The 25,539-nt window shown below is 65.0% G+C and carries 21 protein-coding genes; 19 read left to right on the top strand and 2 right to left on the bottom strand.

All coding sequences use genetic code 11. The annotated features are described in order from the left end of the window. Window positions 1-104: 104 nt before the first annotated feature. From gmk to ACCQ16_RS16135, 8 genes are all read left to right on the top strand, one after another. Complete coding sequence (gene gmk, locus ACCQ16_RS16170; RefSeq protein WP_008575828.1) at window positions 105-716, top strand: guanylate kinase; 612 nt, start codon at window positions 105-107, stop codon at window positions 714-716. Window positions 717-976: 260 nt separating this feature from the next. Next, window positions 977-1,276 (top strand): DNA-directed RNA polymerase subunit omega, encoded by a 300-nt coding sequence (rpoZ, locus tag ACCQ16_RS16165; RefSeq protein ID WP_002812428.1) that lies wholly within the window; start codon window positions 977-979, stop codon window positions 1,274-1,276. Between the two features lie 127 nt (window positions 1,277-1,403). Continuing rightward, window positions 1,404-3,575: a RelA/SpoT family protein gene (locus tag ACCQ16_RS16160; protein WP_008575831.1), complete on the top strand. Its 2,172-nt coding sequence runs from the start codon at window positions 1,404-1,406 to the stop codon at window positions 3,573-3,575. Window positions 3,576-3,654: 79 nt separating this feature from the next. Beyond that, window positions 3,655-4,035 carry a RidA family protein gene (locus ACCQ16_RS16155; protein WP_005911914.1) on the top strand — a complete coding sequence of 127 codons (381 nt, stop codon included), beginning with the start codon at window positions 3,655-3,657 and terminating at the stop codon, window positions 4,033-4,035. 20 nt (window positions 4,036-4,055) lie between these two features. Continuing rightward, the gene (gene recG, locus ACCQ16_RS16150) at window positions 4,056-6,209 is read left to right on the top strand and encodes an ATP-dependent DNA helicase RecG (protein WP_218489719.1); all 2,154 of its coding nucleotides are present in this window, start codon (window positions 4,056-4,058) and stop codon (window positions 6,207-6,209) included. Window positions 6,210-6,345: 136 nt separating this feature from the next. Further along, window positions 6,346-7,284, top strand: a complete 939-nt coding sequence (locus tag ACCQ16_RS16145; RefSeq protein WP_008575834.1) for a nucleoside hydrolase — start codon at window positions 6,346-6,348, stop codon at window positions 7,282-7,284. Window positions 7,285-7,355: 71 nt separating this feature from the next. Further along, window positions 7,356-7,598: a type B 50S ribosomal protein L31 gene (locus ACCQ16_RS16140; protein WP_005911911.1), complete on the top strand. Its 243-nt coding sequence runs from the start codon at window positions 7,356-7,358 to the stop codon at window positions 7,596-7,598. A 229-nt stretch (window positions 7,599-7,827) separates the two neighbouring features. Further along, window positions 7,828-9,117 carry a citrate synthase gene (locus tag ACCQ16_RS16135; protein WP_372380022.1) on the top strand — a complete coding sequence of 430 codons (1,290 nt, stop codon included), beginning with the start codon at window positions 7,828-7,830 and terminating at the stop codon, window positions 9,115-9,117. Between the two features lie 246 nt (window positions 9,118-9,363). Here ACCQ16_RS16135 and ACCQ16_RS16130 read toward each other — a convergent pair whose 3' ends face one another. Both ACCQ16_RS16130 and ACCQ16_RS16125 read right to left on the bottom strand, forming a co-directional pair. Then, a complete protein-coding gene (locus ACCQ16_RS16130; RefSeq protein ID WP_011348460.1) occupies window positions 9,364-10,014 on the bottom strand; it encodes a hypothetical protein in 651 nt (216 codons plus the stop codon). A 309-nt stretch (window positions 10,015-10,323) separates the two neighbouring features. Beyond that, window positions 10,324-12,750 carry a penicillin-binding protein 1A gene (locus ACCQ16_RS16125; protein WP_228740513.1) on the bottom strand — a complete coding sequence of 809 codons (2,427 nt, stop codon included), beginning with the start codon at window positions 12,748-12,750 and terminating at the stop codon, window positions 10,324-10,326. 213 nt (window positions 12,751-12,963) lie between these two features. Here ACCQ16_RS16125 and ACCQ16_RS16120 point away from each other — a divergent pair, with 213 nt between their 5' ends. The 11 genes from ACCQ16_RS16120 to ACCQ16_RS16070 all read left to right on the top strand — a co-directional run bounded on the left by ACCQ16_RS16120 (window position 12,964) and on the right by ACCQ16_RS16070 (window position 25,210). Continuing rightward, entirely contained in the window at window positions 12,964-14,022 is a 1,059-nt protein-coding gene (locus ACCQ16_RS16120) for a pilus assembly protein PilM (protein WP_011348458.1), read from the top strand. Continuing rightward, window positions 14,022-14,804, top strand: coding sequence for a PilN domain-containing protein (locus ACCQ16_RS16115; protein ID WP_011348457.1), 783 nt, complete (start codon window positions 14,022-14,024; stop codon window positions 14,802-14,804). The genes ACCQ16_RS16120 and ACCQ16_RS16115 overlap by 1 nt, the downstream gene beginning before the upstream one ends. Then, window positions 14,801-15,466, top strand: coding sequence for a type IV pilus inner membrane component PilO (locus tag ACCQ16_RS16110; RefSeq protein ID WP_008575845.1), 666 nt, complete (start codon window positions 14,801-14,803; stop codon window positions 15,464-15,466). Before ACCQ16_RS16115 ends, ACCQ16_RS16110 begins: the two co-directional genes overlap by 4 nt. Beyond that, window positions 15,463-15,996 carry a pilus assembly protein PilP gene (locus tag ACCQ16_RS16105; protein WP_007974439.1) on the top strand — a complete coding sequence of 178 codons (534 nt, stop codon included), beginning with the start codon at window positions 15,463-15,465 and terminating at the stop codon, window positions 15,994-15,996. Before ACCQ16_RS16110 ends, ACCQ16_RS16105 begins: the two co-directional genes overlap by 4 nt. A 19-nt stretch (window positions 15,997-16,015) precedes the next feature. Continuing rightward, window positions 16,016-17,920: a type IV pilus secretin PilQ gene (locus ACCQ16_RS16100; protein WP_014090959.1), complete on the top strand. Its 1,905-nt coding sequence runs from the start codon at window positions 16,016-16,018 to the stop codon at window positions 17,918-17,920. Between the two features lie 260 nt (window positions 17,921-18,180). Continuing rightward, complete coding sequence (locus ACCQ16_RS16095) at window positions 18,181-19,200, top strand: AAA family ATPase (protein ID WP_029820183.1); 1,020 nt, start codon at window positions 18,181-18,183, stop codon at window positions 19,198-19,200. 20 nt (window positions 19,201-19,220) lie between these two features. Next, window positions 19,221-20,183, top strand: a complete 963-nt coding sequence (locus tag ACCQ16_RS16090; protein ID WP_033479015.1) for a DUF58 domain-containing protein — start codon at window positions 19,221-19,223, stop codon at window positions 20,181-20,183. Between the two features lie 2 nt (window positions 20,184-20,185). Further along, on the top strand, window positions 20,186-20,647 hold the full coding sequence (locus ACCQ16_RS16085; RefSeq protein WP_014090956.1) for a DUF4381 domain-containing protein: 462 nt from the start codon (window positions 20,186-20,188) through the stop codon (window positions 20,645-20,647). Beyond that, on the top strand, window positions 20,644-21,660 hold the full coding sequence (locus ACCQ16_RS16080) for a vWA domain-containing protein (protein WP_029820181.1): 1,017 nt from the start codon (window positions 20,644-20,646) through the stop codon (window positions 21,658-21,660). The genes ACCQ16_RS16085 and ACCQ16_RS16080 overlap by 4 nt, the downstream gene beginning before the upstream one ends. Further along, complete coding sequence (locus ACCQ16_RS16075; protein ID WP_277572515.1) at window positions 21,648-23,465, top strand: VWA domain-containing protein; 1,818 nt, start codon at window positions 21,648-21,650, stop codon at window positions 23,463-23,465. The genes ACCQ16_RS16080 and ACCQ16_RS16075 overlap by 13 nt, the downstream gene beginning before the upstream one ends. Further along, window positions 23,462-25,210, top strand: coding sequence for a BatD family protein (locus ACCQ16_RS16070; RefSeq protein ID WP_372380358.1), 1,749 nt, complete (start codon window positions 23,462-23,464; stop codon window positions 25,208-25,210). Before ACCQ16_RS16075 ends, ACCQ16_RS16070 begins: the two co-directional genes overlap by 4 nt. The last annotated feature ends 329 nt before the right edge of the window (window positions 25,211-25,539 follow it).

Genomic DNA, 25,539 nt, shown 5'->3' with positions numbered 1-25,539 from the left:
GTTTCAGCGGGCTGCGGCCAATCCCGGTAGCATGTCGACCCCGGTGGCACCGGTCCGCAGTCCGTTCGCGAATCCCGACTCCCCAATCCCGAATCCCTGATCCTATGCGCGGCACTCTCTATATCGTTGCGGCCCCCTCCGGCGCCGGCAAGAGCAGCATCGTCAACGCCACCCTGGCACGCGACCCGAAGATCGCCCTGTCGATCTCGTTCACCTCGCGCGCGCCGCGGCCGGGCGAACGGCATGCCGAGCACTACCATTTCGTCTCCGCCGACGAGTTCCAGGGCATGATCGAGGCGGGCGACTTCTTCGAATATGCGCTGGTGCATGGTGACTGGAAGGGCACCGCGCGGCAGTCGGTGGAGCCGCAGCTGGCCGCCGGCCACGACGTCCTGCTGGAGATCGACTGGCAGGGCGCGCGTCAGGTGCGCCAGAAGGTGCCCGATGCGGTCAGCGTGTTCATCCTGCCGCCGTCGCGCCAGGCGCTGGACGAGCGCATGCGCAAGCGCGGGCAGGACAGCGAGGACGTGATGGCGCAACGCCTGGCCGCCGCCCGTGAAGAGATGCTGCATTTCGAAGAGTTCGATTACGTGATCATCAACGAGACCTTCGACATCGCCGTGGCGGAGATGTGCGCCATCTTCACCGCCAGCCGGCTGCGTCGGCAGGCACAACAGCAGCGGCACGCCGGATTGATCCAGGCGCTGCTGGAGTAAGCGCCGCTGGCAGCGCGGGGCTGGTCACCGGACGGGCGCCGCCGCGCGACGGCATCCACCGCGCGTAGACCGCGGTCCTGACACGCGCCGGCTGCACCAGCGACTGCTCAGGAAGGTTTCCTGGTCGCTCCAAGCGGCTCAAACCGCTGATTCCAAAGGAAACTGAATGGGTGGCGGTTGCTGCGGCGCCGGCCGGAGCGTACACTCCGCCCCCTTTCCCTCATTCGATGCGCGGCCGTTGCTGGTCGCCGGGAGCCCGCATGGCCCGCATTACCGTAGAAGATTGCCTGGAAGTCGTGAACAACCGTTTTGAGCTGGTCATGATGGCCTCCAAGCGCGCCCGTCAGCTCGCCAACGGCGTGCAGCCGCTGATCGAGAATGCCGATGCCAGCGACAAGCCCACCGTGATGGCACTGCGCGAGATCGCCGCACGCCGGATCGACAACGCGCTGATCGATGAAGTCGAGAAGGCCGAGCGCGAACGCGCCGAGCGCGAAGCGCTGGAATGGGCCGCCGCCGAAGTGGTCGCCGACGAAGACATGTCCAAGAACGACGATTGATCCCAGCATCGCTGCGATCGATCAGAACAGCCCGCCTCGATGCGGGCTGTTTTCGTTTTCGGTCCCGGCAATACGCCTGCGTGTGCAAATGTTTGCCGAGACTGCACGGCTGGCATAGTCTTCCGGCATGAACCCAGGCCCCACTGCCCAGGCGACCGTCGTGACGTCTCCGTCTTCCGACCAGGCCATCCCCGACTACGTCCTGCATCTCGAGCGCGCGGCCAGCTACCTGCCCAAGGAGCAGCTGCCGATCCTGCGCCGTGCCTGGGAAGTGGGCGCCAGCGCGCATGCCGGGCAGACCCGCAAGTCGGGCGAGCCCTACATCACCCACCCGGTGGCGGTGGCTGGCGTGCTGGCCGAGCTGGGCTTGGACATGGAATCGCTGATTGCCGCAATCCTGCACGACACCATTGAAGATACGCCGCTGACGCGCGAAGAACTGGCGTCGGAGTTCGGCGAGGCGGTGGCCGAACTGGTCGATGGCGTCACCAAGCTGGACAAGCTCAAGTTCCGCGACCGCCAGGAAGCGGCGGCGGAAAGTTTCCGCAAGATGCTGCTGGCGATGTCGCGCGACCTGCGCGTGATCATGATCAAGCTGGCCGACCGCCTGCACAACATGCGCACGCTCGGCGCACAGAGCACCGAGGCGCGCGGCCGCATCGCGCGCGAGACGCTGGAGATCTACGCACCCATCGCGCAGCGGCTGGGCATGAGCCTGATCAAGTCCGAATTGCAGAACCTGGGCTTCCGCGCGTTGTATCCGTGGCGCCACGCCATCATCGAAAAGCACATCCGCAGCCAGCCGGTGGTGCGGCGCGAATCGATGGCGCAGGTGGAAGTGCAGCTGTCCCAGCGGCTGGCCAAGGAAGGGCTGGAGCATCGGCTGGTCAGCCGCATCAAGACGCCCTGGAGCATCTATTCCAAGATGCACGAAGAGAACAAGTCCTTCGACCAGGTGATGGACGTGTTCGGCTTTCGCCTGGTGGTGCGCACGGTGGCCGATTGCTATCACGCGCTGGGCGCGGTGCATGCCAGCTTCAAGCCGCTGGACGGGCGCTTCCGCGATTTCATCGCAATCCCCAAGGCCAATGGCTACCAGTCGCTGCACACCGTGTTGTTCGGACCATACGGCTCGCCGATCGAAGTGCAGATCCGCACCGAAGAGATGGACCTGATCGCCGAACGCGGCGTAGCGGCGCACTGGACCTACAAGGTCGGCTCGGCCTCGCCCAACAGCGCGCAGAGTCGTGCGCACGACTGGATCGTGGAACTGATCGATTCGCAGCGCGCCGCCGGCTCGTCGCTGGAATTCCTGGACAACGTCAAGGTCGACCTGTTCCCGGACGAGGTCTATCTGTTCACGCCCAAGGGCAAGATCCTGGCATTGCCGCGCAATTCCACCGCGCTGGATTTTGCCTACGCGGTGCATACCGACGTGGGTAATCGCGCCGTGGCCTCGCGCGTGGACAAGAAGCTGGTGCCGTTGCGCACCAAGCTGGTCAGCGGGCAGGCGGTGGAGATCATCACCGCCCGCTCGGCCACGCCCAAACCGCAGTGGCTGGAATTTGTGGTCAGCAGCAAGGCGCGCACCGCCATCCGGCATCAGCTCAAGCAACTCGAGCACGAAGATGCCGTGCAGTTGGGCCACCGTATGCTGGACCGCGCGCTGGAAGCAATGGACTCTTCGCTGGAACGGCTGCCCAAGGGCCGCCTGGACGCCTTCCTTGCCGAGCACCGCTACCCGCGTCTGGAAGCGCTGCTGGCCGATGTGGCGCTCGGCAACTGGATGCCCAATCAGGCCGCGCAGGCGTTGATGGCTTACGCAGAACTGCGTGGCGGTGGTCTGTCCAAGCATTCGCACGAGAAGATCCTGATCGACGGCAGCGAGCGCGGCGTGATCAGTTTCGCCAATTGCTGCCAGCCGATTCCCGGCGACGAAATCATGGGCTATCACACCGCAGGCAAGGGCATCGTGGTGCACCGCCTGGACTGCCCGAACCTGGCGGAACTGCGCAAATCGCCCGAACGGTGGGTGCCGATCGACTGGGACTCCAACGTGACCGGCGACTACGACACCGCGCTGGTGGTCGAAGTGGAAAACCGCACCGGCGTGCTGGCGCAGCTGGCGGCAGCCATCGCGCAGAGTCAGTCCAATATCGAGCGCGTGGACTATCTGGACCGCGACTTCAACGCAGCCGTGCTGCGCTTCAACATCCAGGTGCGCGACCGCCGCCACCTGGCCGAGGTGATGCGCCGGCTACGGCGTCTGCACGTGGTGCAGAGCGTCGGACGCCAGTAGCGCCTGGCGCACTCGCGCAACAGTCGAGCAAATCCGCACAAAGGCCTAAACTGCGGCAACCCTTTGCAGTGGAGTGTCCATGTCCCAGATCATCCATACCGACCAGGCGCCTGCCGCCATCGGCCCGTATTCGCAGGCCGTGCGTGCCGGCAACACCGTGTATTTCTCCGGGCAGATCCCGCTGGACCCGGCCACCGGCGAGATCGTGCCGGGCGACATCGGTGCGCAGGCACGCCGTGCATTCGACAACCTCAAGGCGGTGGCCGAAGCGGCCGGCGGCTCGCTCGACAAGATCGTGCGTCTGGGTCTGTATCTGACCGACCTGGGGCAGTTCGCTGCAGTCAACGCGGTGATGCAGGAGTATTTCCAGGCACCGTTCCCGGCGCGTTCGACCATCGAAGTCTCCGGTCTGCCCAAGGGCGCCGGCTTCGAAGTCGATGCAGTGATGGTGATCGAGTGATCCTGCGCCGCTGATCGGCCGTGTCGCGCACGCGCGTCGTCACACCGAGCCTGGCCGTCGCCGGCCAGGCTCGGCTGTCCAGCCTGCCCGGTGTCGGCCCGAAAGTGGCCGACAAGTTCGCTGCGCGCGGCATCCTGAGCGTGCAGGACCTGTGGCTGCATCTGCCGCTGCGTTACGAAGACCGCACGCGCTTGACCACCATCGCGCAGCTGCAAGGTGGCGTGCCGGCGCAGGTCGAAGGACGCGTGGAGGCTGTGGAGCGCGGCTTCCGCTTCCGGCCGGTGCTGCGCGTGGCAGTGTCCGACGCCTCGCACGGGACGCTGGTGCTGCGCTTCTTTCATTTTCGTGCGGCGCAGGTCGCGCAGTTCGCCGTCGGTACGCGGCTGCGGGTGTTCGGCACACCCAAGCCCGGCCAGCACGGCTGGGAGATCGTGCACCCCAGTTACCGCGTGCTCGCACCGGACGAAGATGCCGGGTTGGGCGACAGTCTGGATCCGGTGTATCCGGTGCTCGAAGGCGTTGGCCCGGCGACGTTGCGCAAGCTCATCGGCCAGGCGCTGGAGCGCCTGCCGCCCGAAAGTGCGCTGGAATTGTTGCCACCGCACTGGCTGCAGGACGAGCGATTGCCCTCATTGCGCGCGGCTTTGCTCACCATGCATCGCCCGCCGGTTGGCACTGATCCACAGCAACTGCTCGCCGGAGGCCACCCGGCCCAGCAGCGCCTGGCAATCGAGGAATTGCTGGCGCACCAGCTCAGCCTGCGCCGGCAACGCATCGCGTTGCAGCGTCTGCACGCGCCCAGCCTGCCCGGCAACGGCACGTTGGTGCAGCAATTGTGCAAGGCGCTGCCGTTCCAGCTGACCGGCGCGCAACAACGCGTGTTCGAACAGATTGCGCATGACCTTGCGCACCCCTCGCCGATGCTGCGGCTGGTACAGGGCGATGTCGGCAGCGGCAAGACCGTGGTCGCGGCGCTGGCGGCCATGTTGGCGGTGGAGCAGGGCAAGCAGGTCGCACTTGCCGCGCCCACCGAATTGCTGGCCGAGCAGCATCTCACCAATCTGCGCGGCTGGTTGGAACCGTTGGGCATCCGCATCGTCTGGCTGGCGGGCAAGGTCACCGGCAAGGCGCGCGCGGCAGTGATGGCCGAGGTCGCCTCCGGTCAGGCGCAGGTCGTGGTCGGCACGCATGCGTTGATGCAGGAAGCGGTGGTCTTCCACGACCTGGCGTTGGCCATCATCGACGAGCAACACCGCTTCGGCGTGCATCAGCGCCTTGCGTTGCGCGACAAGGGAGCGGCGGCGGGCAGCGTGCCGCATCAACTGGTGATGACCGCCACGCCCATTCCGCGCACGTTGGCGATGTCGGCTTACGCAGATCTGGATGTTTCGGCCATCGACGAATTGCCGCCCGGCCGCACGCCGGTGCAGACGATCGTGCTGAGCGCGGAGCGCCGGCCCGAATTGGTCGAGCGCATTCGCGCCGCCTGCGCCGAAGGACGGCAGGCATATTGGGTGTGCACCCTGATCGAAGAAAGCGAAGAACCCGAGAAAGGCGCGCAAGGCCAGCAAGGCGGTCCGCCGCGCATCGAAGCGCAGGCCGCCGAAGTCACCTTCGAGGCCTTGTCGGCGCAGTTGCCGGGCGTGCGGGTGGCGCTGGTGCACGGCCGCATGAAGCCGGCCGAAAAGCAGAAGGCCATGCTGGATTTCAAGCAGGGCCGCAGCGACCTGCTGGTGGCCACCACCGTGATCGAAGTCGGCGTGGACGTGCCTAACGCCTCGTTGATGATCATCGAAAATGCCGAGCGGCTGGGCCTGGCCCAATTGCATCAGTTGCGCGGTCGGGTCGGGCGTGGCGCAGCCGCCTCAAGTTGCGTGCTGCTGTACCAGGCGCCGTTGTCGATGATGGCGCGGCAGCGTCTGGAGACCATGCGCCAGACCAACGATGGTTTCGTGATCGCGGAGAAGGATCTGGAGTTGCGTGGCCCGGGCGAATTGCTGGGCACCCGGCAAACCGGCCTGGCCAGTTTCCGCATCGCCGATCTGGCACGCGACGCCGGCCTGTTGCCGCGTGTGCAGGTACTGGCCGAGCGGCTGCTGGACGAAGCGCCAGAAGTCGCCGACCGCGTGGTCGAACGCTGGATCGGCGGCGCGGTGCGGTATGCGGCCGCTTGAGCGGCCGGGAGTCGGGAATCGGGATTAGGGAATCGTCAAAGCGGGATTGCTGCGACACGGGCGTCGTTGATTCGCGTGGCCGGCCGATCCTTGCGAAGATGCGGCAACGAATCCCGAATGCCCAATCCCGAATCCCATGACTGACAAGATACCGCTGCTGATCGACACCGACCCTGGCGTGGACGACGCCTTGGCGCTGCTGATGGCCTTCAACGACACACGCCACGAGGTGGTCGGCCTGACCATCGCCGCCGGCAACGTGGGCCTGGAGCACACCGTGCGCAACGCCTTGAAGGTCTGCGAGATCGCTGGCCGTACCGATGTGCCGGTCTACGCCGGCTGCCCGCAGCCGTTGCTGCACCCGTCGGTGGATGCGGCGCACGTGCACGGTCTCGACGGATTCGGCGATGTGGGCCTGGCACCGGCCAAGCGCACTGCCGAGGCCGAACACGCCGCGCTCGCCATCCTGCGTCTGTCGCACGAACACGCCGGCAAGCTGCTGCTGGTGGCGCTCGGTCCATTGACCAATCTTGCCCTGGCGCTCACCCTGGACCCGACCCTGCCGCAGCGCGTGGCGCGGCTGGTGGTGATGGGCGGGGCGTTGACCGGGCACGGCAATATCACCGCTGCGGCCGAGTTCAATATCGGGTTCGACCCGGAAGCGGCGCATATCGTGTTCGGCGGTTTTCCGCAGTTCGACGTGGCCGACTGGGAAGCCACCATCGCGCACGGCCTGCTGCACCGGGATGTGGAGCAATGGCTGGCGGCCGATTCTGGCCGCGCCCGGTTCTACGAGGAAATCTCGCGCAAGACCCGGCTGTGGTCCGAAGACAGCCGCGGCGAGTACTGGTATGCCGCCGACGCGCTGGCGATGGCGTTCGCACTGCACCCGGAAGGCGCCCAGCGGCTGGAGCAGCGCCCGGTCCATATCGAACTGTCCGGTGCGCATACCCGTGGCATGACCCTAGTGGACTGGAACCGGCAGGGCGGGGCGCCCGACAATGCCAATCTGCTGCTGGCCTATGACATCCAGCAGTTCTACGCGCTGGTCGGGGCCGCCCTGGCGGCGAACTGAGGCGACCTTGCGCCGGCTGCCTGGGCGCAGCTATAATGCCCGGCTTATCCAGGCAGCCCGGCGCCAAGTCCATGAAAGATAACGTTCATCCCAACTACAAAGACGTCGTCTTTCACGACGTGACGTCCGATTTCAAGATTCTGACCCGTTCCACCATGACCTCGAAAGAGACCGTGAAGTGGGAAGACGGCCAGGAGTATCCGCTGATCAAGGTGGAAATTTCCTCGTCCTCGCACCCGTTCTATACCGGCAAGCACAAGGTGATCGACACCGGCGGCCGGATCGACAAGTTCCAGAAGCGCTACGCGCGCTGAACTTGCAGGACGGGCTGTACCGGCAGCGGCCGCGCATTGCGCGGCCGTTGTTTTTTGGGGCGCTGAACGCTTCGCCTGTATGCCTGGCGCGATGCGTCTACGACTTCTGTCCAAGCGACGGCCAAAATGCTGCTGTGCGATAATGGTCTGATCCGAGGCGATGCCTTGGACTTCCATCACGTGCCTGCCCATGTGGGATCAGGCGCCTTCCACTGAAGGAGCGTACACAGTGTCCGATCTTGATCAGGTCACGCTCAACGCCGGCGACAAGTCGGTCGTTCTGCCGGTTCTCAAGCCCACGCTTGGCAATTATTGCGTCGATATCTCAAAGCTGACCAAAGAAACCGGTCTGTTCACCTACGACTCGGGCTTCACCGCCACCGCCAGCTGCAAGTCGGCCATCACCTACATCGATGGCGACAATGGCGTGTTGCTGTATCGCGGTTACCCGATCGAGCAGCTGGCCGAAAAGTCCAGCTTCCTTGAGGTCTCGTACCTGCTGATGAACGGCGAACTGCCGACGGCGGACGAATTCAAGAAGTTCGACCACGAAGTGACGCATCACACGATGATGCACGAGTCGCTGAAGAACTTCCTCGGCGGTTTCCGTCACGACGCGCACCCGATGGCCATGCTGGCCGGCTCGGTCGCCTCGCTGTCGGCGTTCTACCACGACACCCTGGACCTCAACGATCCGGAGCAGCGCCGTCAGGCCGCCATCCGTTTGATCGCCAAGGTGCCAACCCTGGCGGCTGCGGCGTACCGTTATTCGATCGGCTGGCCGATCCGCTACCCACGCAATAACCTGAACTACGTCGACCGCTTCCTGCACATGATGTTCGAAGTGCCGAGCGAGCCGCTGGAGATCAATCCGGTCGTTGCCAAGGCCCTGGATCTGCTGTTCATCCTGCACGCCGACCACGAGCAGAACGCCTCGACCTCGACCGTGCGTCTGGTCGGCTCGACCGGTGCCAATCCGTATGCCTCGGTCGCCGCGGGTATCACCGCGCTGTGGGGTCCGGCACACGGTGGCGCAAACGAAGCCGTGCTGAAGATGCTCGAAGAGATCGGCACCGCCGACAACGTCGAATCGGCCGTGGCCAAGGCCAAGGACAAGAATTCCTCGTTCCGTCTGATGGGCTTCGGTCACCGCGTCTACAAGAACTTCGACCCGCGCGCCAAGATCATCCGCGAGATGACCCACAAGGTGCTGGGCGAGCTGGGCGTCAACGACCCGCTGCTGGAAGTGGCGCTGAAGCTGGAAGAAGCCGCGCTGAAGGACGACTATTTCGTGCAGCGCAAGCTGTACCCGAACGTCGACTTCTACTCGGGCATCATCTACAAGGCGCTCAACATCCCGGTGGAAATGTTCACCGTGATGTTCGCCATCGCACGCACCGCAGGTTGGGTGTCGCATTGGCTGGAGCAGCAGGTCGACCCGGAAATGAAGATCGGCCGTCCGCGCCAGATCTATACCGGTTACGACAAGCGCGATTACACCGACAGCGCCAAGCGCTGATCGGTCCACGCGTACCTGCGTAAACAAACGCCCCGCAGTGCGGGGCGTTTGCATTTGGATGGTTGCGCGGCAGTCGCCTTCCAGCACAGCGTGCTGCTGTCGTGGCGATTGGCAGCGTCGTGTTTCACGACGGTTCGTCCGGCTGGCTGGGCCCGAATAAACGACCGCTGCGTAGCGGCGTCGTGACGCCGGTTAAAGAAGCACAGAGCTCGCCCGCGTAGTCAGGTTCCGCGTCATATGGCCGACTCAGCGCAGCAGCGGTGAGCCGGTGGAACCGTCGCCGTCTGTCAACAACTGTCGCACCTGCGCGGCCGACGCACGCTGCATCGGCTTTTCGTCCAGCTGCGACAGCGGCGCCTGCCGCAGCGCGTCGTAGGGCAGCACGGTGAGATCGAAGGTGAGGTCTTCGGCGCTGAACAGCCACACCGGAAACTCGCCGTTGCGCTCGCGATCCAGGCGCAGCCGGCGCGTGCGCGACTCGGCCGGAATGCGGTGTTCTTCCAGAAACCGCTGCACGGCATCGGCATCGTCGCTGTGCAACTGCAGGTGCACCGGTGCATTGGCGTCGGCGGTGCCGTCCAGCACCGGGCCGGTCAGCCGTGGCTGGAAGGGGCTGAGAAACTCAAGCGCCCGCAACGCGGCTTCGCGACGTTGGCGCAGACGCGCACCGTGCGCAGGTCCGGCGAACAGGCGTTGGTACTCGCGCAACGCATCTTCGATCTCGCGATTGCGTGGCAGCGACGCATCGTCATGAATGCCGAGCCGGCTGGCAGCCTTGAGCTTGGCTTGATGGAAATCACGGATGCCGCCTTCGGCCATCAGGCGTGCGGCTTCGTGCGCCAGACGATGGCGACGTTCCCGGGTTCGTGTATCGGCGTGCGCGCGTGCGTGATGCATGACCGGGCTCCCCTAATGAACCTGATCTGGACTCTACAACAGCTGCATGAAGACATGGCGAATGCGTCATGTCATTGCAAAGGAACGATCACGCAGCGGTGACCGGGCGATGGTCCAGGTACGGGTATGCACGGCCAAGGCGCAATGCGCGTGCGATATCCGTGGCGGGCAGGTGAGCGCTGCGCCGACCCGGCAACGTTGCCGCCAGCGATCCATCAGGCCGGCAATGGCCGGCGCGTATTGAATCGGGGGCCAACAAATTGGGGAACCGAACAGCCTCGCCGCTTTCGATTCCCCAATCCCGATTCCTCAGAAAATGTCGAACGCCTTTTCGTCCTGCTGTTCCTGCAGGCCGTAGTCGTAATCCTGCAGGCGGTCCAGATCTTCGTTCTTGACCCATTCGACGGCGCCATTGATGGTGGCCTGGGTCATGCCATCGGGCGGATCGTTGGCGGCGATCGGCTTGTCCTTGAGCGCTACGCGCATGTAGTCGATCCAGATCGGCAGCGCCGCCTTGCCGCCGTATTCGCGATAGCCGAGCGAGCGGAAGTCGTCGCGGCCCACCCATACGGTGGTGACGTAGGGGCCGCCAAAGCCGGAGAACCACGCGTCGCGGTGCTCGTTGGTGGAGCCGGTCTTGCCGCCCACGTCCTCGCGGCCGAGGACCTTGGCCGCGGTGCCGGTGCCGCGCTGGACCACGTCGCGCATCATCGACACCAGCTGGTAGGCGGTGCGCTCGTCGATCGCGCGCGGCGCGATCTTGGTCTGCGCGGTTGCCGCAGGGGCGGTCTGCGCCTGCGTCGGCGTGGCCGTGGCCGGCGCGGCAGGCGGTGTTTCCGGTGCCTGCGCGCCGAAGTTGAAGCCATCGACGACCTGGCTCACGGGCGCCACATTGCCGCCTTGCAGGGCGCAGGTGCGGCAGGCTACTGCCGGCACCTCTTTGAAGATGACATTGCCCTCGCGGTCTTTGACCTCATCCACGATCCAGGTGTCCACCCGTGAGCCGCCATTGGCGAACACCGCATAGCCGCGTGCCACAGACAGCGGCGTCAGCGAAGCGGTGCCCAGCGACATCGACAGGTTCGGCGGCAATTCGGCCTCCTGGAAACCGAATTGACTGATGTATTTGCGTGCGAAATCGACGCTGATCGCGTCCAGCAGGCGCACCGACACCAGGTTGCGCGACTGCACCAGCGCTTCGCGCAGGCGCATCGGCCCGCGGAAGCCGCCTCCATCGTTCTGCGGCGACCAGGTCTTGCCACGCCGGTCGCGGAACACCACCGGCGCGTCCAGCACGATCGAGGCCGGGTTGAAGCCCTTTTCGAATGCGGCTGCGTAGACGAACGGCTTGAAGCTCGACCCTGGCTGGCGGCGTGCCTGGGTGGCGCGGTTGAACTTGTTCCCCGCAAAGCTGAAGCCGCCCACCAGCGCACGCAGGGCGCCGCTATTGGCGTCCAGCGAAACCAATGCCGCCTGGCCGCGCGGCAACTGGTCGATGATCCACTCGCCGTCCTTTTCGCCGGCGCGAATGCGGGTCAGGTCGCCGCGGGTCAGCAGCTTGGCCGGGGTCTTGCCGGTCCAGCGGCTGGCACTGGCGGGCAGGGACAGTTCGGTCTTGTCGCTCAGCACGACCGTGACCCCGCCATCGGGATTGGTGCGCGCCACGATCACCGCACGCAGTCCGCCCTGGGTGAACGCGCCTGCCAGGTGCTTGGCCAGTGCAGGCGCGTCCGCATCGGCGGGCACGTCGAAGTGCTGCTCTACGCCATGCCAGCCATGGCGATGATCGTAGACCCGCAAGCCGTCGGCGACTGCCACATCCGCACCGGTCTGCAGGGTCGCATCGATGGTCGTGGTGACGTGATAGCCCTTGTTGAGCACATCGCCGCCGTACTTGGCGATCATTTCCTGACGTACCAGCTCGGCCACGTAAGGGGCGTACACCTCCACCGGCGGCTCATGCGGCTTGGCGTGCATCGGCACGGCCTTGGCGGCGTCGGCTTCGGCCTGGCTGACAAAGCCCAGGTCGGCCATGCGCTGCAGCACGTAATAGTCGCGACGCTCCTGCGCACGCTCAGGGTTGCTGATCGGGTTGCCGCTGGACGGGAACTTGGGGATGCCGGCCAGCGAGGCCATCTCGTCCAGGCTCAATTCGCTCATCTTCTTGCCGTAGTAGTACTCGGCAGCGGCCCCGACGCCGTAGGCGCGGTTGCCGAAGAAACTCTTGTTGAGATACAGCTCGAAGATCTCGTCCTTGCTCAGCTCACTTTCGATCTTGCGCGCCAGCAGGATCTCCGCCAGCTTGCGGGTGTAGCTGTACTCCGAACTCAGGAAGAACTGCCGCGCCACCTGCTGGGTGATGGTCGAACCACCCGGCACGCGCTTGGCATCGGTGGTTGTCAGCAGCCACACCGCGCGGGCAATGCCCTTGTAGTCCACGCCGCCGTGCTCGTAGAAGCGCGCGTCCTCGGTGGCCAGGAAGGCCTGCTTCAGGCGCAGCGGCACGTCCTTCATCTGGACGGGATAACGCCGGGTCTCGCCATAAACGGCCATGAGGCGGCCATCGCTGGAATAGACGTACATCGGCTCCTGCAGCTCGACCTGCTTGAGCGATTGAACGTCCGGCAACTTCGAGGAAATGGCGTAATACAGGCCGCCGGCAGCAATAGCGCCAAGCAGTGCGAGCACGACGATCGTGGCCAGGATCCAGCCCAGCCAACGGCGAATACGGGGCATGTAAGAGAGATTCCGATTGCAGATTTCTTGGTCACAGAGTATAGATGACGCCGAGTTTGGCTGGGGCCGAACTCTGGGGATCGCAGAAGACAGCACTGGGGTCACGGTCGCGGGGTCATTGCCTTGCGCGTGAAGGGCTTGTCAACTGTTAAAATTTGATTATTAATACGAGGGCGCACGTGCGTCCAAGTGCCCGTCGGCAGGGGAGTTACCGTGGGGCTTTTACCCAAGAGTCAGTCGCCACTGATTGGTGTCGACATTAGTTCTACTGCCGTGAAGCTCTTGCAGCTATCGCGCAGCGGGAACCGTTTTCGCGTGGAACATTACGCGGTGGAACCATTGCCGCCGAATGCGGTCGTGGAAAAGAACATCGTCGAAGTGGAGGCGGTGGGCGAAGCCATTCGCCGCGCCATCAACCGTTCCGGCAGCAAGGCCAAGAACGCGGCAGCTGCTGTGGCAGGGTCGGCGGTGATCACCAAGTTGATCCCGATGCCGGCCGATCTGGACGATAGCGACCTGGAAGCCCAGGTCGAACTGGAAGCCACCAATTACATTCCGTACCCGATCGAGGAAGTCAATCTCGATTTCGAGGTGCTGGGCCCGATGCCCAACAGCCCGGACATGGTGCAGGTGCTGCTGGCCGCCTCGCGTTCGGAGAATGTGGAGCTGCGCCAGTCGGCGCTGGAACTCGGCGGTTTGACCGCCAAGGTCATGGACGTGGAGGCCTTCGCGGTCGAAAACGCCTTCGCGCTGGTCGCCAGCGAATTGCCGGTGGCCGCCGACGCGGTGGTGGCGCTGGTGGATATCGGCGCCACCATGACCACGCTGAGCGTGCTGCGCTCCGGTCGCAGTCTGTATAGCCGCGAGCAGGTGTTCGGCGGCAAGCAGCTCACCGACGAAGTGATGCGCCGTTACGGCCTGACCTATGAAGAGGCTGGCCTTGCCAAGCGTCAGGGCGGCCTGCCGGAAAGTTACGAGGTCGAGGTGCTGGAGCCGTTCAAGGAAGCCACTGTGCAGCAGATCAGCCGTCTGCTGCAGTTCTTCTATGCGGGCAGTGAGTTCAACCGCGTCGACTGCATCGTGCTGGCCGGCGGTTGCGCCGCGCTGGCGCGCCTGCCGGAGATGGTGGAAGAGCAGCTCGGCGTGACCACGGTCGTTGCAAATCCGCTTGCCCAGATGACGCTTGGCCCGAAGGTTCAGGCCCATGCGCTGGCGCTGGATGCGCCTGCATTGATGATCGCCACCGGCCTGGCCCTGAGGAGCTTCGACTGATGGCAAGAATCAATCTATTGCCCTGGCGCGCGGAGCGCCGAAAGGCACGCGAGCGCGAGTTCTATTCGATGCTGGGCTTCGCCGCATTGGGCGGCGTGCTGTTGTCGGCGTTGATCTGGTTCTATTACGACGCGCAGATCAGCGGCCAGACCGAGCGCAATGCGTTTCTGACCACCGAGATCGACAAGGTCAAGGCGCAGAACGAAGAGATCAAGGAACTCGACAAGAAGAAAGACCGCCTGCTTGCCCGCAAGAAGGTGATCGAGGAACTGCAAGCCAACCGCTCGCAGATGGTGCACCTGTTCGATTCGCTGGTGCGCACCATTCCCGATGGCGTGGCGCTGACCAACATCAAGCAGGATGGCGACATCCTCACGCTGGAAGGTCGCTCGCAATCGAATGCGCGGGTCAGTGCATACATGCGCAACCTGGAAAGCTCGGGCTGGATGACCAATCCGGACCTGTCGATCATCGAGGCCAAGAGTCAGGACAAGGCCGGTCAACCTGCCGCGTCGTCGATGGACACCAAGACGCTGCCGTACGTGTTCACGCTCAAGGTCAAGCTGGCCAACCCGAACGAGGCTGACAAGAACGGCACCGCGCCGGGCGCAGCGGATCCGGCTGCGCCGGGCACCGCAGCACCGGGTGCTGCGCCTGCCGGTGCGACGCCTGCCGCTCCGGCCGCGGCGCCTGCGCCCGCAACGCCGCCGGCCGCTGCTCCTGCACCGACGCAGGCAGCACCGGCGCCAGCCAATCGGCCGCAGGAGGGGGCGGCGTCATGAGTAAGAAATCATTCAAGCTCAGCGATCTGGATTTCAACAACATCGGCGGTTGGCCGCAGCAGGCGCGCATCGTGTTCTGCGTTGTGGTCGGCTTGTTCATCATGGTGCTGGCCTGGTTCCTGTTGATCAGCAGCAAGCGCGATGAACTGGAAGGCCTGGAAAGCACCGAATCCCAGCTGCGCACCGAGTTCGAGACCCAACAGGGCCGCGCGGTGAACCTGGAGCCGCTCAAGCAGCAGCTCGCGCAGATGGAACAAGTGCTGCAGCAGATGCTGCGTCAGCTGCCCAGCAAGACCGAAATGCCGGATTTGATCATCGACATTTCGCAGACCGCGTTGTCCAGCGGCCTGTCCAACGAGCTGTTCCAGCCCGGTCCGGAATCGCCGAAGGAGTTTTACGCCGAAAAGCCGATCGCTCTGCGCATGGTGGGCAGCTATCACCAGTTCGGTGCCTTCGTCAGCGGTGTGGCCTCGCTGCCGCGCGTGGTGATCCTGACCATGCACGACATCAACCTCAAGCCCAAGGACCCCAAGGCCGGTATCGGCCCGCGCGGTGCGCTGGAGCTGTCCGGAACGGTCAAGACCTATCGTTATCTGGACGATGAGGAAATGGCCGAGCAGGAAAAGGCTGCGGCCAACGCTGCGAAGAAGGGCGGCCAATGACCATGAAATTGCTCAAGATTCTGTCCTGTGTGGCGTTAATTGCAGTATTGCCGGCGTGCACGCGCGGTGTGACCAGCACACCGGGCGATGCGCCGAATCTGGAAGCCTGGGTTGCCGAGGTGCGCGCGCGTCCTGCGCCGCCGCTGGAGCCATTGCCGGTGATGCAGCAGTTCGAGACCTTCGAATATGCAGCGCAGGCGATGCGCGACCCGTTCAGCGATGCCTGGGTCAGCGCGGAAGGTGGCAACGGCACGCGTCCGGATCCGAACCGGCGCAAGGAACCGTTGGAAGCCTTTCCGCTCGACGCCCTCGACATGGTGGGGACCATTGGCGGCGGTTCGGGCCTGATCGCATTGGTGATGGCGCCTGACAAGGTGACCTACCGGGTGCGGCCGGGTGTGTATCTGGGACAGAGCGATGGCCGGGTGACCGGGGTCTACGAAGACCGCATCGAGCTGATTGAACTTGTGCCGGACGGTGCGGGTGGATGGCTTGAACGGCCGGCCGCACTCGCATTGGATGATCAATAAAGTGATAGGGGATAGCACGATGACGTTTTCCAATGCCCAGCGGCTGCGTCCGGTACGACGCCACGCGATCTTCCAGGCCTGCGCGTTGGGGTTCGCGCTGGCGCTGGCGAGCGGCAGCGCGTTCGCCGCCGCGGCGCTGACTCAGCCCGCGCAGGATCCGGCCAAGGTCGCTCCGGCGAGCCTGGCGGTGTCCAAAATCGATTTCAAGCGCGGCGAAGACGGCGCTGGCCGTCTGATCCTGCAGTTCGACGGCCAGGGCGCCAGCCCGGACCTGCGGACGCAAGGCGACAACGTGCTGGTGGACATCAGCAATGCCAAGCTACCCGCCGAGCTGCAACGCCCGCTCAATGTCACCGACTTCGCCACGCCGGTGCAGCGCGTTGAAGTGAAGCCGTCCGGCTCCGGTTCGCAGCTGGTGCTGTCGACCAAGGGTGCCTTCGACTCGCTGGCCTACCAGACCGGCAACGAATACGTGGTGGAGATCACCCCGCGCAAGGGCCAGCCGGCGGTTGGCGGTGTGAGCCCGGCGGCGGTCACGCAGGCTGCCGCGCAGATCGCTGCGCGCGGCTACAGCGGCCGCCCGGTGACGTTCAACTTCCAGGACGTGCCGGTGCGCACCGTGCTGCAGCTGATCGCCGAGGAGTCCAACCTCAATATCGTCGCTTCCGACACCGTGCAGGGCAACGTCACGCTGCGCCTGATGAACGTGCCGTGGGACCAGGCGCTGGACATCGTGCTGCGTGCCAAGGGCCTGGACAAGCGCCGCGATGGTGGCGTGGTTTGGGTCGCCCCGCAACCGGAGCTGGCCAAGTTCGAGCAGGACAAGGAAGACGCCCGCATCGCGATCGAGAACCGCGAGGACTTGATCACCGATTATGTGCAGATCAATTACCACAACGCGGGCGCGATCTTTAAGGCCTTGACCGAGGCCAAGGGCATTGGCGGTGGTGGCGGCAGCGGTGGCCAGGGCGGCCAAGGTGGCGGCGCAGGACAGGACAATGGGTTCCTGTCGCCACGGGGGCGCTTGGTTGCCGACGACCGCACAAATACTTTGATGATCAGCGATATCCCGAAAAAAGTTGCGCAGATGCGCGAACTGATTTCGCATATCGACCGCCCTGTGGATCAGGTGCTGATTGAAAGCCGGATTGTGATCGCAACCGATACGTTTGCAAGAGACTTGGGTGCAAGATTTGGTATCGCTGGTCGGCAGCAGTATGGTGGGAATACGGGCGTCATTAGCGGCAGCACATCCAATAACGTTTCTATTATTAATGACGGCATACATAACGTTCCAGCAGGCCTGAATTTTAATCTTCCAGCCGGTACCTTCACGACAAATACCGCCGGGTCGATCGCCTATACGCTACTTGGTCGTAACTTTGCTCTTGACATGGAATTGTCCGCGATGCAGGAAGAAGGCCGCGGCGAAGTGGTCTCTAATCCGCGTATTGTGACTGCCAATCAACGCGAAGGCGTCATCAAGCAAGGTCGCGAGATCGGCTATGTCACTATCACCGCGGCGAGCGGTGGCGGGCAGGCCCAGGCAAATGTTCAATTTAAAGAGGTGCTGCTCGAGCTCAAGGTGACCCCGACGATCACCAACGACAACCGCGTTTTCTTGAACATGAACGTCAAGAAGGACGAAGTTGCGCGGTTCATTGTTCTCGATGGCTACGGGACCGTTCCGGAAATCAATCGGCGCGAGGTCAATACCGCAGTGCTTGTTGGCGATGGTGAAACGGTGGTGATCGGTGGCGTATACGAATTCAATGATCGCGAGAGTATCGCTAAGGTCCCGTTCCTGGGTGACATACCGTTCCTAGGGAATTTGTTTAAAAAGCGCGGTCGCAGTAAGGAAAAGGCGGAGCTGCTGGTCTTTGTAACGCCCAAGGTTCTGCGCGTCGCAAGTGCGACTCCTTGAGCAATGATCGGATTGAAAGGGCCGCGGAAGCGGCCCTTTCCTTTTGTGAGATCCAGATTGAGCAATCAATCACTTCCCACATCATTTTCGCGCTAATGCTTACGAAACCCTACCTTAGTGCCGATGCGGGATCTAGGACCTTGTAGAGTCCGAAAGTTCTGGCATTGGCCCGTTGACAAACGTCAAATTTCGTATCGTTCACTGAACATCCCAACGCCGCCGAGTGAACCAATCGCGTTCGAATCGGTCACACTGGACCTATGAACGCACCGCCACTGCTCCCCCCCGAAGCCGTTGCCGCGCCCGCCGAGGACCGGCTGCACCGTCAATTCACCTCGCTGCGCGAATCGCTTGCGCAGCGCATCATTGGCCAGGCAGCGCTCGTGGAGCGGCTGTTGATTGCCTTGCTGGCCGATGGCCATCTGCTCGTCGAGGGCGCGCCCGGGTTGGCCAAGACCACCGCGATCCGTGCGCTGGCTTCGAGGCTGGAAGCGGATTTTGCACGGGTGCAGTTCACCCCGGACCTGCTGCCTGCCGATCTGACCGGTACCGAAATCTGGCGGCCGCAGGACAGCCGGTTCGAGTTCATGCCCGGGCCGATCTTCCACCCGATCCTGCTGGCCGACGAAATCAACCGCGCACCAGCCAAGGTGCAATCTGCGCTGCTGGAAGCGATGGGCGAGCGGCAGGTGACGGTCGGCCGGCATACCTATGCGCTGCCGCAGTTGTTCCTGGTGATGGCGACGCAGAATCCGATCGAGCAGGAGGGTACGTTCCCGCTGCCCGAAGCGCAGTTGGATCGCTTTCTGATGCATGTGCGTATCGGCTATCCCCTGGCTGACGCCGAGGCGGAAATCCTGCGCCTGGCACGCGAGTCCGCCCGCGACACGCTGGAAAAGCACGAGACCGTACCCGACAAGATTCCATTGGAAGATGTCTTCGCCGCGCGCCGTGTGGTGCTTGACGTGCATCTGGCACCGCAGCTGGAACGCTATCTGATCGAAATCGTGCTGGCCTCGCGCGATGCCAAGCGTTACGACCCGGCATTGGCACGGAGGATCGCCTGGGGCGCCAGCCCGCGTGGCTCGATCGCACTGGAACGGTGCGCGCGCGCACGGGCGTGGCTGGCCGGGCGCGACTACGTGACGCCGGACGATATCCGCGCCATTGCCCCGGACGTACTGCGGCATCGCGTCCTACCCAGCTACGAGGCCACCGCCGAGGGTTGGGACGGCGAACGCCTGATCGCTGCACTGCTCGAAAAGATTCCGCTGCCCTGATCGGGCAGCGTCGCTGAGGTATGCCGCACTCTCGCCAGACACCGATGTCTTCGATGCCGTTCTCGTCCCCTGCAGCCGCCCCCTCGCCAGTCGCTGGCGATGGAGTGCGCCCAGCGCTTGCAGAACTGATTGCGCTGCGCGGTACTGCAATCCATCGCGGTCAACCGGGACGTGGCCGGCACGGGGTGGTGGGGCCGGTGCCGGCCGCCACGCGCGGGCGCGGCATGGAATATGCCGAGTCGCGTGAGTACGTGGCTGGCGATGATGCGCGGCATATCGATTGGCGCGTGACCGCGCGAACCGGGCGAGCGCACACCAAATTGTTTCAGGCTGAGCGCGAGCGTTTGAGCCTGATCGTGGCCGATACCTCGCCTGCGCTCTTCTTCGGTACGCGCGTGCGCTACAAATCGGTGCAGGCCGCACGCGCCGGCGCGGTCGCCGCATGGCTGGCGCAGCGCCAGGGCGATCGTATTGCAGCCTTGCGCGGCACCGCGAGCGAGGCGCCGATTGCGCCGCGGTCCGGTCAGCGTGGTGTGCTGCCGGTGTTGGATGCCTTGGCGCGTTGGTATGCCCAGCCGCCGTCCGGCGATGCGGGGCTGGAGGTGGCGCTGGATCATGCGGCGCGCCTGTTGCGCCCCGGCGCGCGCCTGACCGTGCTGGCCGATGCGCGCAGCGCCGGCCGGATTTCTGCCACGCGCTGGTCGGGCTTGGCCTTGCATCACGAGGTGGTGGTGATCGTGCTGGTCGATCCGCTGGAACTGGCGCCACCGGCACGTGCAGTCACCTTCGACGTGCGTGGCGAGCGCATCGCGATCGATCTGTCGACTCAGGCCGGACGTGCACGCTGGCAGGCCGAATTCGTCGCGCCGCTGGAGCATTTGGGGTCGCTCCTGCAGGCACGCGGCGTGCGCTTGCATCGCCTGTCCACCGACGATGCCAGCGATGCGTGGTTGGGCGGCAGCCCTGCCGCGCGGAGTCGCTGACGATGTCCCCGCAGTCGCTGCCGCTGCGTGATGTGCACCTGCCGCCGTCGCCGTCGTGGTGGCCGCTGGCACCGGGCTGGTGGCTGGTGATCGCGGTTGTCGTGCTGGTGGTGGGGAGCGCGTGGGTCTGGTGGTGGCGCCGGCGTCAGCGCCAGCGCCGCTGGCTGGCTGCGTTCGATGCGGAACTAGCGCGCGCCACCACGCCTGCGCAGCGCTTGGCGGCCGTGTCGGTGCTGCTGCGACGTGCGGCGCGGCGCGTCGACCCGCAGGCCGACCGCTTGCAGGGCGAGGCGTGGTTGCAGTTTCTGGATGGGCGCAAGCGCAAGGACCAGGTGTTTTCGCAGGGGCCGGGCCGGGCTGTGCTGGAAGGCGGCTTTCAGCGCGCACCCGCCGTCAGCGATCTGCCTGCGGTAGAAGCGTTGGCGCGGCAGCGCTTTGTGGCGTTGATGCGGGGCCGGCGATGAACTGGTTGCAGTGGTCGCAATGGCAGGATGCGTTGGCGCACTGCGCCTGGCCGTGGGCGTGGTGGCTGATGCCCTTGCCGTTGCTGATGTGGTTCTGGCCGCAACGCCGCGCCGATGCGGCCGCACTCCGCGTGCCATATGCGGAGCAGTTGCAGGCGGTGGCGCAGGCCAAAAGCGCGCCGGTGCTGCGGATGCCGCGTTGGCTGGCGTGGCTGGCTTGGTTTTTGTTGTGTGCCGCGCTGGCACGTCCGCAGCAATTGGGCGAGGTGATTCAACCACCGCGCGAGGCGCGCCAGATGATGTTGGCGGTGGATCTTTCGGGCAGCATGAGCGAGCCCGACATGGTGCTTGGTGGCAAGGTGGTAGACCGGCTCACCGCCGCCAAGGCCGTGCTGTCGGACTTTCTGGATCGGCGCGACGGCGACCGCGTCGGTCTGCTGGTATTCGGCCAACGCGCGTATGCGCTGACACCGTTGACCGCGGATCTGACCTCCGTGCGCGATCAGTTGAGCGACAGCGTGGTGGGCTTGGCCGGGCGCGAAACCGCGATTGGCGATGCGATCGCCTTGTCGGTCAAGCGCCTGCGCGAACAGAAGCAGGGCCAGCGCGTGGTGGTGTTGCTCACCGATGGCGTCAACACCGCCGGCGTACTCAATCCCCTGAAGGCCGCGGAACTGGCCAAGGCCGAAGGCGTGCGCGTGCACACCATTGCCTTTGGCGGCAGTGGCGGCTATTCCTTGTTCGGGGTGCCGATTCCGGCCGGCGGCAACGACGACATCGACGAAGACGGGCTGCGCAAGATCGCCCAGCAGACCGGCGGGCGCTTCTTCCGCGCCCGCGATACTGAGGAGCTTGCCGGCATCTATGCCGAGCTGGATCGGCTGGAACCGGTCAAGGGACTGGGGCCTTCGGTGCAGCCGCGCGTCGAGCGTTACTACTGGCCATTGGGCGCGGCAATCGTCGTTGCCCTGTTGGCCTATCTGCTGCCGCGGAGGTGGCAATGGACGCGCTGACCGAGCTGGCGGGGTGGCTGCAGTCGTTACATCTGTTGCGCCCGACGCTGTTGTGGGCGCTGTTGGCGATCGTACCGGCGGCTGCGCTGTGGCACTGGCGTCGCCGCGATGCCGACGTCTGGCGGCAAAGCGTGGATGCGCATCTGTTGCCGAAGCTGTTGGTCTCCGGCGGTCGGCGCGGATGGCTGGGATTCGTGCTGGCTGCGCTGACCTATGCGTTGGCCGTGCTTGCGATGAGCGGGCCGAGCTGGCGGCAGACCGAGCGTCCGGTGTTTCAATCGAGCATGCCGCTGGTAGTGGTGCTGGATCTGTCGTCCAGTACCAACGCAACCGACCTGCCGCCTTCGCGCCTGCTGCAGGCGCGCGCCAAGCTGGCGACGCTGCTGCGCAAACGTGCCGGTGGCGAGGTGGCATTGCTGGTGTATGCAGGCGAGAGCTTTACGGTTGCGCCATTGACCGAAGACAGTGCCAACGTGGCCTTGTTTCTGGATGCGCTGTCGCCGTCGGTCATGCCGGTCGATGGCAAGCGTGCCGACCGGGCGATCGATGCGGCCGCGCAGTTGTTGCAGCAGGCCGGCTTCAAGCAAGGCGAGATCCTGCTTGTCAGCGATAGCGCAGATCGCTCCGCCGAAAGTTCGGCGCGGATGGCGCGTTCGCGCGGCTTCAGTGTCTCTGCGCTCGGTGTGGGCGGCGAGCGCGGTGCGGCGTATCGCACGGCCAGCGGTGAAATTGCGCAGGCCAAGCTCGACGAGGGCAGTCTGCGCACCCTGGCCGCGCAGGGGGGCGGGCGCTATGCGCGCATTGCGCCGGACGATGCAGACCTGCGGGCGTTGGGCGTGCTCGATCCATCGCAACAGCCGTTGGCCGATGAAACCGCCGAGTCCGATGGCGGCAAGAGCTGGCTCGACGAAGGCTATTGGCTGGTGCTGCCGGTGATGCTGCTGTCCCTGCTGGCGTTTCGTCGCCGCGCGGTGGTAGCCGTGCTGGCGATGGTGTGCGTGCTGCCGCTGGCGCAGCCCGCGCACGCGGCCGATGGCACCTTGTGGCAGCGTGCCGATCAGGTGCAACAACAGCGCCTGGATGCCGGGGTGCAGGCGTATCGCAAGGGCGATTTCGCAGCGGCGCAGAAGGCCTTCGAAGCGGTACCGACCGATGAGGGGCTGTACAACCTCGGTAACGCGCTGGCGCGACAAGGCCAGTACGACGCGGCGATCGCGGCCTACGACCGTGCGCTCAAGCAACATCCGAATCAGCAGGACGCCATCGCCAATCGCGCGGCGGTCGATGCGGCGCGCAAGCGCCAGCAGCAGACCAACAAGGATGGCAAGGGGCAGTCCAAGGACCAGAAGCCATCCGGCCAGGATGGGAAGGGGCAACAGCAGGCGGGCCAGAATCAGCAGGACAAGCAATCCGGCCAGGATGGGCAGAATCAGCACGACAGCAAGAACCAACCCTCTGAGGCGCAGCCGCCACAGGACGGCAGGCCACAAGATGCGCAGGCCAAGAACGGGCAGGGCGAGCAACGCAAGCAGGACACGCCGCCGCAATCTGCCGATGCCAAGGCGCAGCAGCAGGCCGATGAGGCACAGCGTCGCAAGATGCAGCAGGCCATGGCGCAGGCGGGCAACAAGCAGGCCGATGCCAGCGGCAAGCAGGAGGCCGCCGTCGCCGGCGAGACGCCGGAACAACGCGAGCAACGTCAGGCGGTGGACGCATGGCTGCGGCGGGTGCCGGACGATCCGGGCAGCCTGCTGCGTACCAAATTCAGGCTGGAATACGAACGCAGGCAACGGGACGGACGATGATCGGCAGACAGCATTTACGTCGCGCGGCAATCGGCATGCTGGCCAGCGTGGCACTGTTGGCGTGCGCGCCTGTGGGTGCGGTCACGCGCGCGTGGCTGGATCGCGACAGCGTCAATGCCGGCGATGTGGCGATGTTGAATATCGAAACCGACCAACGCGGCGTCGACCCGGATTACACGCCGCTGCGCAGCGATTTTTCGCTGGGCGCCAAGAGCGCCAATCAGCAGATGCAGGTGACCAATGGGTCGGTGACGGTGCGTGCCTTGTTCGGCGTGGTACTGACGCCGCGCAGGAGCGGCGAACTCATCGTGCCGGCGATACGCGTGGGCAATGAACGCACCGAACCGCTGCGCCTGCAGGTGGTTGGCGCGGCGAACGATCCCGCGAGCAGCTCCGGCAACGCTGCCGGCGCGCCGAGTGCGGCGCAGGGCAATGAAGAAGCCTTCGTCCAAACCCAGGTGGACGACCCGCAACCCTACGTGCAGCAAAGCGTGGGCGTGGTGGTGCGGTTGTACTTCGCCACCCAACTGGCATCGGGCGAATTGGATCTTGAGGCACCCGATGGGGCATCGATGCAGCGCGTCGGCGACGACGTCAGCTCGGTCAAGGTCGTCAATGGACGCCAATATAATGTGGTGGAGCGGCGCTACCTGCTGGTGCCCGAGCGCAGCGGTCGCCTGCTACTGCCGCCGGCACGTTTCAACGGGCGTTCGGTAGGCGGGTTTTTCGACGATTACTTCGGGCGCGGCAACGGTGAGTTGAGTGCGCGCAGTGCGAGCATTCCGCTGCAGGTGCGCGCGCAACCGGCCAATGCGCCGCAGCCGTGGCTGCCGTTGCGCAGCCTGCAGTTGCGCTACACGACCACGCCTCAGCGGGCGAGAGCCGGTGAGGCGGCCCAATTCGTGGTGGAAGCCAGTGCGCGCGGCGCGACCCAGGCGCAGTTTCCCGAATTGCCCACGCCCAGCGTGCCCGACGCGCAGGTATTCGCCGAGCCGCCGCAATTCGAGGAACGCTTTGTGGAAGGCTCGCCGCAACTGCGACTGACCCGGCGCTATTCGATCGTGCCCAACCGCGCCGGTCCGTTGGTGGTGCCCGGGCTGCAGATGGCATGGTGGGATGTGGGGGCAGGCGCAGCCAAGACCGCGTCACTGCCCGACCTGACGCTCGATGTGGCGGCAGGTAGCGGTGCGTTTGCGACGCCTGCGCCGGCATCGGCGCCGAATCCGGCACCCGATCAATCGGCGCCGATACCCGATCGCACGCTCACCCTGCAAGCACCATCTCCCGCGCGAGCGCCGTGGGGATGGATCGCGGCGGCGATCGGATTTGCGCTTTTGTGGATCGCCACGCTGCTATGGGCGTTATTGCGTCGGCGCGGTGCTCCGCGCGGTGCATCAGGCGGCAATGAGGGCAACGGCAGCAACGTGCCAGCCCAGGGCAGACGTGCGACCCACGGCGTTGCCGAGTTGCGCCGCGCGCTCGACACCGGCGGCATGGACGAGGTGGCGGCGGTGCTCTGCGGCATGGCCGGTGTTGCCGATATCGATGCAGTGATGGCGGCATTGGCCGACCCGGCGCAGCGTGCAGCCGTGGCGCGCATGCAGCGCGCACGCTGGGGCGGCGACGGCGATGTGACCGGCGCGCGCGCTGCCTTGCGCGAAGCGTTCGCCAAGGGGCCGCGCTGGCGGCATGCAAGTGCGGCCGAACCGGAGGTGCTGGCGCCGCTGTATCCGCCTGCGCCTTGATTGACGGTGTCGCATTGATGGCGGCCTGGAACGACTGACATATTGGCCGCGCAGTTGCAGCCGGGGTGACGAAGGGTCTGCAACAACGGTACTTCGATTGCTGGTGGGGGATCTGCACACCTAACAGTGGCTCGTTAGATTTTGTTGGCCGCCATTACTTGCTCTGAGCGGCGACATTGCCTTCCAGCGCGGATAACGCGTCGACTTTGGATGCGCGTGATCTGCAAACTATGGGGCACAGAGCAAGGAGCGTTGGCGCTGGGTTAGCCGCAGTGCCCTTGCCCGCCCCCTCGCCGGACACGCTGCAAGTACGTCCTTGTAAGCTCGGT

This window comes from Xanthomonas sp. NCPPB 1062 (assembly GCF_041481705.2).
Taxonomy (GTDB): domain Bacteria; phylum Pseudomonadota; class Gammaproteobacteria; order Xanthomonadales; family Xanthomonadaceae; genus Xanthomonas; species Xanthomonas euvesicatoria.
This window is presented reverse-complemented; position numbering and strand designations above follow the sequence as displayed.